Origin of the sequence: Paenarthrobacter sp. YJN-5, assembly GCF_015040095.1 — a bacterium.
Taxonomy (GTDB): Bacteria; Actinomycetota; Actinomycetes; order Actinomycetales; family Micrococcaceae; genus Arthrobacter; species Arthrobacter ureafaciens.
This window is the reverse complement of the sequence record NZ_CP053544.1, coordinates 1,397,181-1,413,232: the sequence shown is the minus strand read 5'-3', so window position 1 is coordinate 1,413,232 and position 16,052 is coordinate 1,397,181. Positions and strand designations below refer to the sequence as shown.

The window sequence follows — 16,052 nt, the reverse complement described above, 5'->3', positions numbered from 1 at the left end:
CATCCTCGGACGGTAGAGCCAAATGATCATAAGCACACTGACTTTGGCTGTAAAGCCGATCTTCCCCCAGAGTAGCCAGCGGGCCTTGCGATGTCAGCGGCGCCACGTATTCCGTAATGAATCGGCAATAATCGTCACCGCTTCCGGCGCTTTCCCTTCCTGGCCGACCTCTCCTGAGCCCGATCATGGCGGTACCTTTCGGCGGCGCGTTGCCCTCGTTCGGCCGACACTACTTTCTGGTGCCATTCCCGCTGGTAGGCGCGGCGCGCAGCAGCGTCGTGCTTCCGGTTGAGTGCTGCCAATTCTCGTTGCAGTTTCAGGAAGCTGTCCCACCTCCGCTGGTCCAGGGAACAGTCGGCCAAGGCCTCCAGCACAGCGCAGCCAGGCTCTGCCTGGTGGGAGCAATCAGAGAACCTGCATTGTTCAAAGAGCTCTTCCAGATCGCCGAACATCTCTTCCATGCCATCGTCAGCATCAAAGAGGCCGAAGCCGCGGACTCCGGGCGTGTCCATCAGCACGGCTCCGCCGGGAAGGGGAACCAGTTCACGGGACGTCGTGGTGTGCCTGCCCTTGCCGTCACCGGCGCGTACTGCACCCGTGGCCTGCTGCCGGCGCCCCGTGAGCGCGTTGATGAGCGTGGATTTACCGGCACCGGAGGGTCCCAACATCACGAGGGTCGCCCCCGCCGGGATGTGTCTCAGGAGCTCGTCGATGCCGTCACCCTGTTCGGCCGAGGTGGTGACAACGTCCACGCCGGCTGCCTGCCGCAGCACTTCCCCCACGACGTCGTCTGCGATGTTGGCAAGGTCCGCCTTGGTGATGACCACCAGCGGCGTTGCCCCTGAATCCCAAGCGGCTACCAGGGTTCGTTCGAGCCGGTTGTGGGTCAGTGGACGGTCCATGGGGACCACTACCGCCACGATGTCGATGTTTGCCCCGAGGACCTGCTCCTCGGAGGAGGACTCGAAGGCGCGTTTGCGGCTAAGTGCCGACAGGCGCGGGAGGATCGCGACGACGGCAGGCTCACCTGCCGTGTTGTGGCCCAGCCAGACCCAGTCGCCCGTGGCAGGGGCAGGCCCGTGGGACGGGTACGGCAGGTGCAGCAGGCCCTCGCTGGATGCGACGAGGACTCGGTTCCTGTCCAGCCTCACGATCCGGCCGGGCGTGCAATCTTCCTTCTCCGGGACGGGGTTGTCGCGGAAATGCCCGGCCGTGGCGGGAGTGAAGCCGTATTCGATGGGGCCATGAGCCGGCGGAGCCGTGGTGTGGTTGTTTTCAGTAATGGTGGGGTCGCTTGATGAAGCGTAAGTGTGCAATTCAGTGCCTCTTGTGAGGCCCGGCAGACCTAGCTCTGGCAGGTGGATGCCGGGACGTGGTTGGTGGTGTGATGATGCGCCGCGGCTGTGAGCGGGGCGCGCAGGACTGTGGCAGTCATCAAATCCACCTCCTCGGCATCAGGACCGGCATCTCATCAGCCGTCAGCGTCCAAACAATTGGCAACAGAGTTCAGGATAGCCAGCTTCGGGGGTCCTGACCAGACCTCAGGACCCGATTGGCGCGGGCTTTTCCACCTTTAGGTCGAGCCGGCATGTTCCGCATCAGCCCAGCTCGGCCGCGGCTATGGGACCTGCCTCGGCCGGTCCCAGGTCCGGCTTTTCCCGGAGTTCGACGACGTTCCCCGCCTTCTCCAACTCGAGGACCCTGATGCTGTTGAGACCGGCTTTAAGCAAAGGGGCCGGGGCATACAGCGTGGCTTGCGGGCCTTTGTTCCAGAAGCGGCCAAGGAGGAAACCATTGAGCCAGACGAATCCCTTGCTGGACTGCGGAAGGGCGATGTGGGTGTCCGCCGGCTCGGGCACGTCAAAGGAGGCTTCGGCAAGACCCTGAAGGTTCTCCTGCGTCCAATCGGCCAAGGCAACAGGGGTCTGCGTCCAGTGGAATGTATAGCGCTGGTTGATCAGGACGCCGCCCAGGATGCCCTTGCCGTGGCCCGTCATGGGACCGTAGTTGATGCGGCCCAGGTTTTCGACGAGGATTTCAAGTTTGGCCGGGGCACCCTCTCCGGTGACGGCAATTCCTTCAGGGCCCGTGACGTCGTCCAGGACCCCCACATAACGGCCATCAACCCGGAGGTAGGCGCGATCGTTCAGCCCGGCAATCCTGATGCGGCTTTCCACAGGGGCGCCCGGTCGTCCCGGGAGGATCGCCGTTGCCTCGTAAAGCACCATGCCGCCGTCGAGCCCCAGCTCCTCGAAGCTGAGCGGCCTGACGCTGGTGACCGGTTTGCCGGAACCGCGGGCCGAATCCCACAGGTCCTGGCCTTCCGAGAGCGTCAGCGTGCGGGCGGGGAGAACCGGAGGCGGGGTCAGAAGATCGGCGGGCAGCTCGGGGAGGTCCTGGATTCCCTGCGCCCGGTGGAACTCCCGCCGGAAGGCATGGAACTTCGGTGTGAGGCTGCCGTCCTCGGCGATCGGAGCGTCGGAGTCGTAACTTGTGACCGTGGGTTGGAGCAGGCGGCCGTCATGGTTGCTGCCGGAGCCCAGGCCGAAGTTTGTTCCTCCGTGGGCCATGTAAACGCAGAGGGAACCACCAGGCTCGAGGATGCGGCGAGCCTCGGCGGCCGCTTCTTCGGGGTCCCGCCGGTGATGGTGCTCGCCCCAATGGTCAAACCATCCACCCCAAAATTCCACCGTGAAGAAGGGTTCTCCGGGACGCCGCCGCTTCCACGTTTCGATGGCTTCATCACCGCGGCTCCCCAACGTAGCCGCGGCCCACGTACCCTCGATCGAGCCGCCGTCCAGGAAGTAGTCCGTGCCTCCGTCTGCCGTAAAGAGCAGCTCAGTGATGCCGCGCTCTTGGAGCGCCTGCCGGTTCCACCGCAGGTAGTCGTGGTCGTCCCCGTAACTGCCGTATTCGTTCTCGATCTGCACCGCAACCACAGGCCCTCCCTGCGATGCCTGCCGGGAGGCAACAATGGGGAGCAGATGATCAAACCACTCCTCCACAGCCTCCGTGAAGTCCGGGTCCATGCACCGCAGCCCGATCCCGGGCATGCCGGTCAGCCACGCCGGGAAGCCGCCGTTGTCCCATTCGGCGCAAATATAGGGGCCGGGCCGGACAATGACGTCCAGGCCTTCCCCGGCAGCGGTATCGATGAAGCGTCCCACATCCCGCCAGCCCGTGAAATCCGGGGCCTGGTCCTTCTTTGGCTGATGGAAGTTCCACGCGACGTAGGTGTCGACCGTGTTGGCTCCCATGGCTTTGAGGCGGCGAAGCCGGTCCTGCCACAGCTCGGGGTGGACACGGAAGTAGTGGATGGCTCCAGCGAGGATGCGATACGGTTCACCCGAACGGTAGAGCACGGCGTCGTGGTAGCTCAGGAGGGCTTTGCTCACGCTGAACAGATTAGCTCAAATTCCAACATTTATGCACAGGTGATGAGATGACCAACCTGGAACCGGCCCCCACAGAGCAGGTATGTCCCGCCGCAGTCGAAGGACAGGGCCCGTGTGTGCAGTTGTGGCCGGAACGTGAAGTGCCGCTTGGCGGCGTGCGGGCGATGAACGTCTACCGCACGCTGCCGCAACGGGGACTGCCCACGGTGGGTGCCTGGTGCTTCCTTGACAGCTTCGGGCCGGACCGCGTCGCCATGAGCGTCCTCCCCCACCCCCACTGTGGGCTCCAGACGGTCACGTGGCCCTTGGAGGGAGCAGTGCGGCACCGCGACAGCGTAGGCAGCGACGTGGTGGTCAAGCCGGGCGAACTGAACATCATGACCGCGGGAAACGGCATCTCGCATTCGGAATTTTCCGTCCTCCCGGCAACGCAGGAAGAAATCCCGGTGTCCCGCGGACTGCAGCTGTGGGTAGCCCTCCCCGACGCGCACCGGCACCGCGAACCGTCCTTTGAGCAGCACCGGGATTTGCCCGTGGTCAACGGCGAGGGTTTCACCGCCACCGTAATGGTGGGCGAATTCGGCGGAGTGATCTCCCCCGCCACCATGTTCAGCCCCATTGTTGGTGCTGACATCACGGGCTCGGGGGCGCTGGCATTGCCGCTGCGGCCTGAATTTGAGCACGCGGTCCTGGTCCTTGACGGGCAGCTGGTGATCGACGGTGTGAACGTCACCGCCGGGCCACTGGCCTACCTGGGCGCTGGACGGAACGAACTGCGGGTGGAGGTCGAACCGGACACCCGCTTCATGCTGCTGGGCGGCGAGCCCTTCGGCGAGGATCTGCTGATGTGGTGGAACTTTGTGGGCCGAACCCACGACGAAGTGGAAAAAGCCCGCGAAGAATGGGAGGCGCAGGGATTGCTCGACGACGACGCTGCCGCCACCGCGCGCTTCGGGCTGGTCCGCGGCCACGGACCGGATGCCGGGCCCGAAGCGGGCCGGATTCCCGCTCCGCCCTTGCCGGGAGTCCGGCTAAAGCCGCGCACCAGGGGCCCGCAGGAATGACCGACGCCCGCTGGCGCTGACCGTCAGGCGCGCTGTTCGGCCACGAGCCGTGGCACGCCGAACACGGGGTCTTGATCCAGGATCCGGACGTCCGTGATGCCGCATTCAGCCAAACGGGCCTTGAACGCCTCCTGGATTGGCACCACGTTCATCCCCAAGCCGCTGCCGAGGATCACCGGTCCGTCCAGGCCCAGTTGACGCACGGCTTGGGCGGCAAGGTCCGCGAGGTCGTTGCCCGCTTGGACGAGCAACCGTTGGCTGGTTTCATCGCCTGCGGCGGCCGCCTCCACAACAAGCCGGGCCTGCTGCGCCCAATACCGGCGACCAGTGTCCGGGGAGTGGAAAAGGGCGATCAGCTTTCCCGGATCATCAACGCCGCAGGAGTCCAACAACGCCTGGCTCAACGCGTCAGGCTCCAGGCCCTGGTTCATGCGCCTCAGGCTGTGGCGTACGGCTTCCCTGCCCAACCAATAACCACTGCCTTCGTCCCCCAACAGATAGCCCCACCCGCCGGCACGGGCTTCCTCGCCGGCCTGGTTCCGGCCCCAGGCAGCCGAACCGGTGCCCGCAATGACAGCCACGCCCGTACTCGCTCCACCGGCTGCCAGCAGGAGCCGCGAATCGTGCACCACCGTGATCCGGGCACCCGGCACATGGGGCGCTATGAGATCCGCGAGCGCCTTGGCGTCTTCATCAGTGTCAATCCCGCCGGATCCTGCGTAGACCTCATCCACGGCGCCCCCGCCGATCTTGGCAAACAATTCAGCCAGGTTGGCCTTCGCCTGTTCCCGGGTGACGTTCTGGACGTTGGAGCTCCCTGCACTCTCATCCCGGACGGGAACGCCGTCCTGGAACCTGACGCCGCGTGTCTTGGTGCCGCCAATGTCCAGCCCGATCACCGTGCCGGCCGGGGCGGCCAGGCCAGAGGAGGAGTTGGAAGGGGAATGGCTTGCGGAGTCAAGATTGTTCACCGTGAAAGACTAGCTTGGAGCGCCCCTAGGAGAAACCGCCATGCCGTTGTTCGACACTCCCTTCATCGCGGCACCCATGGCCGGCGGAACGTCCACCACGGCACTGGTCCGCGCTGTCCAGGAAGGAGGCGGCCTGGGCTTCCTGGCGGCCGGTTACAAGAGCACCCAGGCCATGGCGGCGGAGATTGCCGCCGCCCGGTCCGAAGGCCTCCGCTTCGGCATGAACGTCTTTGTGCCCGACCCCGGCCAACTCCACCCCGGCCCCGCAGTCCTGGCACAGCTGGAGGCCTACCGGGCGGAACTGCAACCTGACGCCGCACGCTACTCAGTGACCTTGCCTCCGCTGCGCCTGGATGACGACGACGCATGGCAGGAAAAGATCGACGCTCTTCTGGCAGATCCGGTTGAATACGTCAGCTTCGCCTTCGGGCTCCCCGGCACCTCCGTGGTCAAAGCCTTGCAGAACGCAGGGAGCGTCGTAATCACCAGCGTGACCACCGTCGAAGAGGCCCGGGCGGCCGCTGAGGAAGGCCCGGACGCACTGGCCGTCCAGCACAGTTCGGCAGGAGGCCACACCACCGCCTTCCTCCCGCGCGCTGCGGGGAGCGCCACCGCACCAGGAACGACGGCGGCGCTCCTCACCCAGGTGCGCTCCGCCGTCGACCTTCCCTTGATAGCCGCAGGCGCCATCACTGATGGCGAGGCCCTCAGGGAAGCTCTCGCCGCAGGCGCTTCGGCAGTTCAGGTTGGCACCGCCCTGGTCCGGACCGACGAAAGCGGTGCCCGGCAAACACACAAAGACGCCTTGGGCGATGCGCAATTCAGGGAGACTGCCATGACGCGTGCGTTCACCGGCCGCCTGGCGCGTTCCTTGGTGAACGACTTCGTCCGCGATCACGCCAACGCACCTGTTGGGTATCCGGCCATCCACCACCTGACAGCACCCGTGCGTGCCGCCGCGTCGGCCGCCGGCGACCCGCACCGCCTCAATCTGTGGGCCGGAACCGGTTGGCGGACCGCCCGGACCGGCTCAGCAACCGACGTCGTCAAGGACTTCCTCGGCGGGGCATAACCTGAAACGGTGACAAAAGCACCTGACACCACTGCCGCAACCGATACCTGGGACGGCCACCCCAAAGGCTCCAGTGGCTACCGCCGGATCCTGGCGGCCCTGGCAATGGCAGGTGTAGCCACGTTCGCCCAGCTGTATTCCACCCAAGCAGTCCTGCCCCTTATGGCCGCTGACCTCCGCATCTCCGCTGCCGACGCGGCACTCAGCATCTCCCTGGCCACCGTGGGCCTGGCCGTCACCGTCCTCCCTTGGTCTTTCCTCGCCGACCGCATCGGCCGGGTCCGCGCCATGGCAATCGGAATCGGCGCCGCCACCATCCTTGGACTGCTGGTTCCACTCGCACCCACCGTTCCGGTCCTCCTGGGCCTGCGGGCGCTGGAGGGCATGGCATTGGGAGGAATTCCCGCCATAGCCATCGCCTACTTGAACGAGGAAGTCACCAAAATCCACACGGCCCTCGCCGCCGGCAGCTACGTGGCCGGAACAACCCTGGGCGGATTGGCCGGACGGCTGGTGGCCGGGCCCGTGGGCGAGCTGTGGGGGTGGCGGGCGGCTGCGCTCGCGGTGGCCGTGCTGGCCACGTTGTCAGCAGTCCTCTTCCTGCTCTTGGTCCCCAAACAGCGGCGCTTCACACCGGCTCCTGTCCAAGGCCTTCGGGGCGCGTGGCGCACCTTGAGCGGACACGCAACCAACCCCAAGCTCTTCGCCCTCTACCTTCAGGCCTTCCTGCTCATGGGCGGTTTTGTGGCGGTCTACAACTACCTGGGCTTCCGCCTGCATGCCGAACCGTTCAATCTTCCAGCGACGCTGGTCAGCCTTATTTTCCTGGCCTATCTCTCAGGCACGGTGACGTCACGGTGGGGAGCGGGACTGACGACGCGGTTTGGTCGCCGCAACGTGCTCCTGGCCGGCATCGGCGTGATGTGCGCCGGTCTTGCCCTGACTCTTTTCGACAACCTCGTGGCCACCTTGGCCGGACTCGTGGTCTTTACCGGTGGCTTCTTCGCCGCCCACAGCGTTGGGTCAGGATGGACTGGGGCCATCGCCACGAAAGGCCGGGCACAGGCTGCTTCGCTTTATAACCTCTCCTACTACATGGGCTCGAGCATCATCGGATGGGCGGGCGGGCTCGCCTTCCAGGCCTATGGGTGGACAGCTTTGGCGTTGGCCGTGACCGCCCTGGCCATCACGACGGCGGTTGTCACCGCGGTGGTTCACCGAACGGTTCCACAGGGCTAATGACAGGCTGGTTTCGGCGCGGAACCCCCTACAATCAGTCTCATGGCACAGGTCACCAGGCCCCGGGAACTGTCCTCGCCGGAGCGGCTTCAGGCATTTACCGACGCTGTTGTGGCGATTGCCCTGACGTTGCTGATCCTCCCGCTGATGGAGAGCGTGGGCGACCTCGCCGATGAGGAAGGAACTACCGCCGAATGGTTCGACCATGAGCGGTTTGCGTTGCTGGGCTTCGCTCTGAGCTTCCTTCTGATCGCAGTTTTCTGGGTTCACCACCACCGTCTCTTCCGGGTAGTGCGCCGCGTGGATTCCGGTTTGCTCTGGCTGACCGTGGGGTGGATGTTTACCATCGTCTGGATGCCGGTGGCCACTGCCCTGTCAACACAGATGCATCCGGACTGGGCCCAACCACTGGTCTACATCGGCACTTTGCTGGCCACCAGTGTCATGCTCCTGGCCGCCCGCCTGTACTTGCGCCGCCACCCGGACCTCCACACCATGGACCGCGTGGAGTCCGCGGCCGGAATCCGTTCCGGGGCCATTGTGGCGGGCCTCTTCTTCCTGGCGCTGATCGTTGCCCTCATCGCTCCCGGCCTCGGCAATCTGCCGTTGATCCTCATGGTGGCCAGCGAACCGCTGCAGCGGCTCTCCACCAGGCGCCTCGAGAGGGCGGCAACCGCTTAGTTGCAGGGAATTCACCGTTATGATGTACGAACGGCAATTTCAGGAGGACAAGTGAGCAGCGCCGCGAAGAATGTTCGATCCAGCCCGGGTAACGCGGAGCCGCTGGATGCTATCGACGAGCGAATCCTTGCCGCCCTGGTGGAGGACGCCCGCATCTCCAACAAACAACTGGCTGAACTGGTGGGCATTGCCCCTTCCACGGCGTTGATGCGGACCCGGGCTTTGTCAGAGCGCGGCATCATCGAAGGGTTCGAGGCCGTGCTGAGCCTGCCCGCAATCGGCCGTTCGGTGCAGGCACTCATCGCCGTGCGCCTTCGCGCCCACGACCGCGATCAGATCGACCGCTTTACCGCCCGTGTGCCCAAGCTGCCGGCAGTGATTTCCACGTTCCACACCACGGGTTCCGTCGACTACCTGCTGCACATCGCCGTCGCCAATACGGACGATCTCCGCAACTGGCTGCTGGACAATCTGGCCACCGACCCCGTGGTGGGCCATACGGAAACCACCATGGTTTTCCAGCACATCCCGGGCAACCGGGGTCCGCTCCCCGAGTAAGCACGGCTGGACCGGGCCGCCCACGTGCGCGACCGGCGTCGTTAGCCCTTGCGGGCAACCCGCAGCGAAACGGCGGCGAGCAGCAGCGCCGCCACCCCGCACAGGACCGTGAAACCCACGACGGCGGCCTGGAGCCCTACGGCGGTGACGGCGAGTCCCAGCCCAATCACCGGGACGGCGCTGCCCATGTAGGTGATGACGTAGACGGTACTGATGACCTGCGCGTGGCGGGTGCTTTCGACCTTGCCTGCGACGTCGTTGAACACCTGCCGGAACGCAACGCCTTGGCTGGCTCCCGCCGTGATGCTGACCACCACCAGCAGAACCGGGCTGGACCAGGCCGCAGCAGCCCCCAGCAGACCAACCGACACACCCAACAGGGCCAGAGTCACGGGAACCAGGTACCTTCCCCGGACGCCCACCAACTGGCTCATCGCCGAGGCGCCCAAAGTGAGGCCGGCGAGCAAGCCGATGAGCGGCCGCGAGTCCGCTTGCACAATGCCCGCAAAGTAGCCCGGCGCCAGGGAAAGGCAGAATCCGAAGACCGCGAAGCTCAGGAAGCCCACCGAGGAAGCCATCCAGAAGGCACCCCGGGCAGCCCGGGAAACGGCAGGACGCCTGGGAGCAAGGACCTTGAAAGCCGGCTTGCCCGGGGCGGGTGCAATGGCGGGCCGTGCCTTGAGCAGCCACAGCGGCAAAAGCGCAGCAAGCAGGACTGCGGTGTGGATGTAATAGGGCGTGCGGGTGGGATCGGGCAGGAGGGAGATCAGACCGCCGATGAACGGGCCTGCCGCCACTCCTCCGGCCGAGGAGAGCAGGGTGAACCGGGACGCCCAATCAGGCCGGTGCGGCAACAACTCCCGCAGCGCCGCCGAACTGGCGCCCGTTGCCAGCCCAACCGCCACGCCTTGGAGCGCGCGGCCCACCGAGAGTGCGGGAAGGCCGTCCGCGTTGGCGAAGATGATGCCGCCAAGAAGCCCCACCAGGACAGCCAGCACCAGGGCAGCGCGGCGTCCGATGTGATCCGACCAGTGGCCGGCAACCATGAGGACGAGGATCAGCGCCAGCACGTAGCTTGAAAAAGCGACCGTCACGTCGAGCGAAGACAATCCCATCTGGGCCTGCAACAACGGATACAGCGGAGTGGCCAGGTTGGCGCCCACCAGCAAGGTGAAGATCACCACTCCGGACAGGACCAGCCGTGCCGTGGTTCCGGCATTCCAGCTCCAGCGGACGGCTGTGGCCGGACGCATGCGGAGCTCGCTCAAGACAGTCAATACATGCCTTCATCGTTTTGTGGCCCCACCGCCTCCTTGTGGGAGGGCCTGCGGCCAAGTGTGTTCATGGGTGGCAACAGGATGTCGCATCATTGAGCGTAAAGAAGTGCTTGGGTGAGAAGATTGAGCGAAAACATCAAAGTATTAGGACCCAAGTGAGCCGGAGTGATCATTTGAACAGCCTGGACCCCATGGATCTGCGGATCCTGCTGGAGCTCATCAAGGACCCCCGCATCCAGATAGCAGAGCTCAGCGACACCCTCGGCATCGCCAGGAACACGGCGCAGAGCAGGGTCAAGAGGCTGTTGCGTTCCGGCGTGCTGCAGGCCGCAGGCCGTGAAGTGGACCTCGAGAAGGTCGGCTATGACGTGGTTGCCTTCGTGACCATCGAAGTGACACACCGAGAACTCGACGGCGTGATCGGAGCCTTGCGCCTCATCCCCCAGGTCTTGGAGGTTCACGAGATCTCCGGACGAGGCGATCTTTGGTGCCGGGTAGTGGCAACAGACACCCATAACCTCCAGTCGGCGCTTCGATCCGTGCTCCGCACCAAGGGCGTCATCCGCACGGAGACTGTCCTTGCCCTGCACACCCATATCCCCTACCGCACTGAACCCTTGATCAGCCGGATGGCAGCCCCAACACGCGGCCGGCAGGACCACGTACAGAACGGTTCCGGGACCTAAGATTTTGGGTATGGACTGGCTTTCACACATTTCCGACATCAACTGGCTCGCCGTGCTTCTGGCCTTCATTTCCAGCATGGTGGTTGGGTTCGTCTGGTACATGCCGGCGGTTTTGGGACGCAAGTGGATGGAAGCCATCGGCAAGACCGAAGACGACCTGAAGAACATCGAAGGCGGAGCGGGCATCTGGCTCCCCATGATGTTGGCCTCGGCCATCACGAGCATTCTCCTGGCAGTGTTCATCAGCGCCTTGGACGCGAACACCTTCTGGGGTGGAGCCTTCCTCGGCATCATCATCGGCCTGATCTTCCGGGCAGGCGGCCACGTGATCCACAACGGTTTTGCCGGTCGGCCGTCCGCTGTGACCTTGATCGACTCCGGTCATGACGTGCTGGCCCTGGCCATCGCGGGTGCCATCATCGGAGCCATCCAGTAGCTTTCCACCAGTGACCATCATCGATAACGCCGTCTATGTGGACGGTGTCCGCACCGCCACCCCCGCGAGCCTGGAGCAGACCTTCGAAACACTTGCCCGGCACGGCGGCATGGCCTGGATTGGGCTCTACCGTCCAACGCAAGAGGAGATGGCGGGCGTCGCCGCGGAATTCGGGCTCCATGAGTTGGCCGTGGAGGACGCTGTGTCCGCGCACCAGCGCCCCAAACTCGAGAGGTACGACCACAACCTCTTCACCGTGCTTCGTCCTGCGAGGTATGTGGACCACACCGAAACCGTGGAGTTCGGGGAGTTGCACGTCTTCACCGGACCGAACTTCGTGGTGACCATCCGGCACGCCGAAACGGCGGGCGTCGCGCAGGTCCGCAAACGCTTGGAGGGCAGGCCCGACCTCCTCAGGCACGGGCCGGAAGCAGTGCTGTACGCCCTCGTGGACCAGGTGGTGGATGACTATGGCCCGGTAGTCGCCGGCCTCGAGAACGACATCGACGAAATCGAGGACCAACTCTTCAGCGGCGACACCAAGGTCTCGCGCCGCATCTATGAACTTGCCCGTGAAGTCATCCAGTTCCAGCGTGCCATCCACCCACTGCCCGAAATGATGACGCTCCTGGAAAAGGGGTTCGAAAAGTACGGCGTGGACATTGAACTCCAGCGCTCCCTGCGCGACGTCGAAGACCATGCCCAGCACCTCATTTCCCGGGCCAACTCTTTCCGGGACATCCTGCAGAACGCCCTCACGCTGGATGGCACTCTCACGGCGAACCGTCAGAATGAAGCCAGCGCCGCCCAGAACGAGCAGGTCAAGAAGATCTCATCCTGGGCTGCGATCTTCTTCGCCCCGTCGTTTGTGGCCGGCGTCTACGGCATGAACTTCGACGTCATGCCGGAACTGCATTGGGATTTCGGTTACCCCATGGCGTTGGCGTTCATGGTTGGCTCAGCGCTGCTGATGTACGTGATCTTCAAGCGCAAGGGGTGGCTCTGACGTACCCTCGGCTAGAGGGCACCGCCTGCCGCTGATGGCGCTCCGGAGTCGTGCCCGCCGTCGCCCACGGCCTCGCGAGCCACGTAGTTCTCAATGTCGAACAGGTTCTCGGCACGCTCGGTGATGTTCAGCAGCGTCGTCATCGATGCCACTTCTTCGACCTGCTCTTTCAGGAACCACAGCATGAACTGCTCACCGAGGGCGTCACCCTCTGCACGGGCCGCCCGGAACATTTCCTCGATGTTCCGGGTCACTTCCTTTTCTTGCTGCAGGGCCAACTCGATCGGTTCCCTAGCATTGGCGAAATTGTTGCGCACCGGTGCTACGCCCGGGATCTCCACGCGCAGGTTCCTGTCCAGCATGTACTGGACCATCATCATGGCGTGATTGCGTTCTTCCAAAGCCTGGCGGTAGAAGTGGCGCGCCAATTGCGGCAGGTCCTCTCCATCGAAGTACACGGCCACGGCGATGTACTGCTGCGAGGCCGCGAACTCATTGGCGACCTGGGCGGACAACAACTCAGTGAATCTATTCTTAGCCATGGCCTGATCCTACAACCGCGTCGCCACAGTTTTCAGGGCAAGGCGAACGCAATCCATAAGCCCACAGCGGCCGCCCCGACACTAGCCACCAAAGATCCCACGGCATTGGTCAAGGCCAACCCCGTGCGCCCGCTCTGCACCAGCCTGATCGTCTCAACGCTGGCCGTGCTGAACGTGGTGTAACCACCCAGGAAACCGGTACCAAGAACCAGCTGCAGCGAATCCGGAGCGTGGCCGCGCACCACCAGCCCGCCCACGAACCCCAGGACCAAGGACCCGGAAACGTTGATCAGGATGGTGGCCCACGGCAGCGCCGTGCGCAGCCTGCTCCGGATCAGGCCGTCCACAATGAACCTCACCGCCGCGCCCACGCCGCCGGCGAGCGCAAGGAAAACCACCGTCATGGCTCCACCGTGCCATCCCCTGGGCGTCCACGGGCCAGGGACCTGCGATGCTGCCTGGCGGCGAACCAGATGCCCGCGATAGTCGCCGCGGCGCCGCCAACAACGGTGGCCCCCGCGTACCACACAGCTCCGGCCAGGTCAGCGGAGGTCATCAGATGCACTGTATCCAGCGCCAAGGTGCTGTACGTGGTGTAAGCACCAAGGAAACCCGTGCCCAAGGCGAGGCGCAGGACACGGCGACGACCGGCGTCGGGCCCTCTCCTGGACAGTCCCTCCAACAGGGCGCCCAGTGCCAACGCCCCCGTAATGTTGATGATCAGCGTAGGCAGCGGCCACCTGTCGGGTGAGGGGATGACCAGCCCCAGCCCGTAACGGCTCAGGGCTCCCAGCACTCCTCCGGCAGCCACGAGACCCACAAACCTCCAATTGAGGTGGACCGGCCGGGTCACTCCCCCGAGCCCGTCAGCCGGTCCATGTTGTCCGGGGGCACGGGCACCACCACGACCGGCCGATCCTGCAGGTGCACCAGGTGCCGCGCGACGGACCCACCTGCGAACTCCTTGATGGCCGAACCTGGTTTCCGCTCCCTCGCGCCGACGACGATCAGGGAGGCACCGATCGCCTTGGCGTGTTGTGCCAGCGCGTGGGCCGGTTCGCCGGACAACCATTCCATGGACCACGTGACACCCTTGCCCCTGAGCACAGCAGCAAGAATCTTCTCCAAGGACTCCGGCAGCAGGCCTGCGGTGTCATCAACGCCATCGGGGTCTATGGGAGCCAGCCGCCGCCCCGCCGGACCGTCCACGCGGTAGGCCGTGACATCGACAAAAACGCAACTTAGCTCAAGGCCCGCCGCAGCAGCAAGGTCCGCGGCGGCACCGAGAACCTGCGCGCTCTGCCCGGGAACGACGCCCACCACAACCGGGCCTGACATCCCAAGCCCTGGCTCGTTACGCGCTGCAGGGGTCTCGGTCACAGGGAAAGTCTACGGCGCTTTGCAGGACCCGCTGTCAGGGACGCGGCGGCTTCAGGACGAAGAGCAAAGGCAGGACAGAAAGGATCATCAGGACGTTGCCAAGCCCGCTGTCCGCTGCCCGCACCAGGGCTCCGGCGAGCAGCAGGGCACTGAAAACCAGAGCAGCAACACCGCGTTGGCCAAGACGGACAAGCCTCGCCAACTGCCGCTCCACCCGCGGATCGGCCACCTCCACGGCACCTTCATTCAGACGGGTGAGGACGGCATCCAGACGCTTGGGGAGGCCGACGGCCACCGTTGCGATCTCAAGCGCCTGCGAGGCCGCGTCCCGGGCGAAGTTGCCGCGCTCCTCACGCAGCAAGCCGGCGGCGTAGGGTTCCACGGAATCCCAGAGGTTGAACCTCGGATCAAGGGAGCTGCAAACCCCGGAGGTCAGGGACATGGCGCGGATGACAAGGAGGAAATTCTCCGGCAGCTGGAAGGGCAAGGAACGAACAACGTCTCCAAACTCCACGGCAAACTGGCGGAATTCCCGTGGATCCACCTCACGCAGCTCGGCAAACCCCATACCGCCAAAGCGTGCGAACAGCTGCGTCATGGCCCGTTCCAGAGTACGGGTATCTGCGGATGGAACCAGTACACCAATATCGCTAATGGCGGCCACCAGTCCTTTTCCGTCCCTCGCGGCCGCCGCAATCAGCAGCTTCCGCAGGCCGCCGCGTGTCTTCGGAGGCACCTGCCCCATCATTCCGAAGTCGATGAAGGTCAGTTTCCAAGGGTGTTCTGCCGCCGTATCGCCGGCAGGGGTAACGAAGATGTTGCCCGGATGCGGATCTGCGTGGAAGAAGCCGTTGGTGAACAGCTGGTCGAACATGACCGATGCAAAGACGGGTGCGACTTCCGCAGGGTCGATTCCGGCGGAACGGAGCCCGTTCGCGTCGGTGATCTTGATGGCTGTGACATCCTCCAGCGTGAGTACCCGGCGCGACGTCCGCTCCCACACCACGCCCGGGACAGCCACCCGGCCATCGCCTGCGAAATCCGCGGCAAAATGCTCGAGGTTGGCTGCCTCATTCAGGTAGTCGATTTCCTCAAGACTGGTTTGGGCGAATTCCTTAATGATCGCGGGAACGTCGGCACGGCTGGCTACCAGGCGGATCCGGCTTAGCCAGCCACCCACCTTCCGCAATGCGGCGAGGTCCACGTCCACGATCTTGTCGATACCAGGCCGCTGGACCTTGAAGACGACGCTGCCCAACCCGGTGTCCTCCCGATCGGCGGCACGAAGTTCAGCACGGTGGGCCTGCCCCAGCGAAGCTGCAGCAAGAGGGACCTCGTCAATGGAGGCAAAGACCGCCTCCAGTGGCGTCCCCAGCTCGGCCTCCGCCAGTGCCCTGATCTCATCGAAAGGAACAGCCGGCACCTCGTCCTGCAGCCCTTCGAGTTCCTTTGTGATCTCGGGCGGAAGGACATCCAGCCTGGAGGACATAAACTGCCCCACCTTGATCATCAGGCCACCAAGTTCCACAGCCAGCACATGGAACCGCCGGGCGAACTGCTGCATTCTCCTCGCCCGGTTGCGTTCCGGAATCCTCCGCAAGCCAAGCCGGGGCAACGCAAGCTCGAACCACCACGTAACAGCGAGGTGCCACGCCGCGAAACGCAGGATGCGGCGGTACCGGGCACGCGTGTTCCCGAAACCGGGCGACTGGACAGACCGGCTTCCCCTAACCGATGCCACCCCC

At 64.6% G+C, this 16,052-nt stretch carries 17 protein-coding genes; 8 read left to right on the top strand and 9 right to left on the bottom strand.

Translation table 11 applies throughout. The features are described 5' to 3' along the window. Nucleotides 1–134: 134 nt before the first annotated feature. Both rsgA and HMI59_RS06695 read right to left on the bottom strand, forming a co-directional pair. Nucleotides 135–1,316 (bottom strand): ribosome small subunit-dependent GTPase A, encoded by a 1,182-nt coding sequence (rsgA, locus tag HMI59_RS06700; RefSeq protein WP_193593184.1) that lies wholly within the window; start codon nucleotides 1,314–1,316, stop codon nucleotides 135–137. Nucleotides 1,317–1,598: 282 nt separating this feature from the next. Continuing rightward, entirely contained in the window at nucleotides 1,599–3,395 is a 1,797-nt protein-coding gene (locus HMI59_RS06695) for a beta-galactosidase family protein (RefSeq protein WP_193593183.1), read from the bottom strand. Nucleotides 3,396–3,442: 47 nt separating this feature from the next. On the opposite strand from HMI59_RS06695, the gene HMI59_RS06690 reads away from it, so the two are divergent. Next, a complete protein-coding gene (locus tag HMI59_RS06690) occupies nucleotides 3,443–4,459 on the top strand; it encodes a pirin family protein (protein WP_193593182.1) in 1,017 nt (338 codons plus the stop codon). A gap of 23 nt (nucleotides 4,460–4,482) precedes the next feature. Here HMI59_RS06690 and HMI59_RS06685 read toward each other — a convergent pair whose 3' ends face one another. Further along, nucleotides 4,483–5,430: an N-acetylglucosamine kinase gene (locus HMI59_RS06685; RefSeq protein WP_193593181.1), complete on the bottom strand. Its 948-nt coding sequence runs from the start codon at nucleotides 5,428–5,430 to the stop codon at nucleotides 4,483–4,485. A gap of 40 nt (nucleotides 5,431–5,470) precedes the next feature. Here HMI59_RS06685 and HMI59_RS06680 point away from each other — a divergent pair, with 40 nt between their 5' ends. Genes HMI59_RS06680 through HMI59_RS06665 form a run of 4 tightly spaced genes read left to right on the top strand, consistent with a single transcriptional unit; the run spans nucleotide 5,471 to nucleotide 8,980 of the window. Continuing rightward, entirely contained in the window at nucleotides 5,471–6,502 is a 1,032-nt protein-coding gene (locus tag HMI59_RS06680) for a nitronate monooxygenase (RefSeq protein ID WP_193593180.1), read from the top strand. A gap of 9 nt (nucleotides 6,503–6,511) precedes the next feature. After that, the gene (locus tag HMI59_RS06675) at nucleotides 6,512–7,741 is read left to right on the top strand and encodes an MFS transporter (RefSeq protein ID WP_193593179.1); all 1,230 of its coding nucleotides are present in this window, start codon (nucleotides 6,512–6,514) and stop codon (nucleotides 7,739–7,741) included. Nucleotides 7,742–7,783: 42 nt separating this feature from the next. After that, nucleotides 7,784–8,422: a TMEM175 family protein gene (locus tag HMI59_RS06670; protein WP_193593178.1), complete on the top strand. Its 639-nt coding sequence runs from the start codon at nucleotides 7,784–7,786 to the stop codon at nucleotides 8,420–8,422. Nucleotides 8,423–8,473: 51 nt separating this feature from the next. Further along, the gene (locus HMI59_RS06665) at nucleotides 8,474–8,980 is read left to right on the top strand and encodes an Lrp/AsnC family transcriptional regulator (RefSeq protein WP_166183519.1); all 507 of its coding nucleotides are present in this window, start codon (nucleotides 8,474–8,476) and stop codon (nucleotides 8,978–8,980) included. Nucleotides 8,981–9,021: 41 nt separating this feature from the next. Here the strand turns inward: HMI59_RS06665 and HMI59_RS06660 are convergent, their stop codons facing one another. After that, on the bottom strand, nucleotides 9,022–10,257 hold the full coding sequence (locus HMI59_RS06660) for an MFS transporter (RefSeq protein WP_193593177.1): 1,236 nt from the start codon (nucleotides 10,255–10,257) through the stop codon (nucleotides 9,022–9,024). A gap of 173 nt (nucleotides 10,258–10,430) precedes the next feature. On the opposite strand from HMI59_RS06660, the gene HMI59_RS06655 reads away from it, so the two are divergent. The 3 genes from HMI59_RS06655 to corA are packed head-to-tail and all read left to right on the top strand — an operon-like array spanning nucleotide 10,431 to nucleotide 12,385. Continuing rightward, complete coding sequence (locus HMI59_RS06655; protein WP_021472509.1) at nucleotides 10,431–10,943, top strand: Lrp/AsnC family transcriptional regulator; 513 nt, start codon at nucleotides 10,431–10,433, stop codon at nucleotides 10,941–10,943. 10 nt (nucleotides 10,944–10,953) lie between these two features. Further along, on the top strand, nucleotides 10,954–11,379 hold the full coding sequence (locus HMI59_RS06650) for a DUF1761 domain-containing protein (RefSeq protein WP_021472508.1): 426 nt from the start codon (nucleotides 10,954–10,956) through the stop codon (nucleotides 11,377–11,379). A 10-nt stretch (nucleotides 11,380–11,389) separates the two neighbouring features. After that, nucleotides 11,390–12,385: a magnesium/cobalt transporter CorA gene (gene corA / locus HMI59_RS06645; RefSeq protein WP_021472507.1), complete on the top strand. Its 996-nt coding sequence runs from the start codon at nucleotides 11,390–11,392 to the stop codon at nucleotides 12,383–12,385. Nucleotides 12,386–12,396: 11 nt separating this feature from the next. On the opposite strand, the gene HMI59_RS06640 is transcribed toward corA, so the two are convergent. The 5 genes from HMI59_RS06640 to HMI59_RS06620 are packed head-to-tail and all read right to left on the bottom strand — an operon-like array spanning nucleotide 12,397 to nucleotide 16,048. Continuing rightward, nucleotides 12,397–12,927 (bottom strand): ferritin, encoded by a 531-nt coding sequence (locus HMI59_RS06640; RefSeq protein WP_031216600.1) that lies wholly within the window; start codon nucleotides 12,925–12,927, stop codon nucleotides 12,397–12,399. A 32-nt stretch (nucleotides 12,928–12,959) separates the two neighbouring features. Continuing rightward, on the bottom strand, nucleotides 12,960–13,331 hold the full coding sequence (gene crcB / locus HMI59_RS06635) for a fluoride efflux transporter CrcB (RefSeq protein ID WP_069695747.1): 372 nt from the start codon (nucleotides 13,329–13,331) through the stop codon (nucleotides 12,960–12,962). Beyond that, a complete protein-coding gene (locus tag HMI59_RS06630; protein ID WP_318255059.1) occupies nucleotides 13,328–13,747 on the bottom strand; it encodes a CrcB family protein in 420 nt (139 codons plus the stop codon). The genes crcB and HMI59_RS06630 overlap by 4 nt, the downstream gene beginning before the upstream one ends. Nucleotides 13,748–13,776: 29 nt before the next feature. Beyond that, nucleotides 13,777–14,307, bottom strand: coding sequence for a universal stress protein (locus tag HMI59_RS06625; RefSeq protein ID WP_193593176.1), 531 nt, complete (start codon nucleotides 14,305–14,307; stop codon nucleotides 13,777–13,779). Between the two features lie 34 nt (nucleotides 14,308–14,341). Continuing rightward, nucleotides 14,342–16,048 (bottom strand): AarF/ABC1/UbiB kinase family protein, encoded by a 1,707-nt coding sequence (locus HMI59_RS06620; protein WP_193593175.1) that lies wholly within the window; start codon nucleotides 16,046–16,048, stop codon nucleotides 14,342–14,344. Nucleotides 16,049–16,052: the final 4 nt, after the last annotated feature.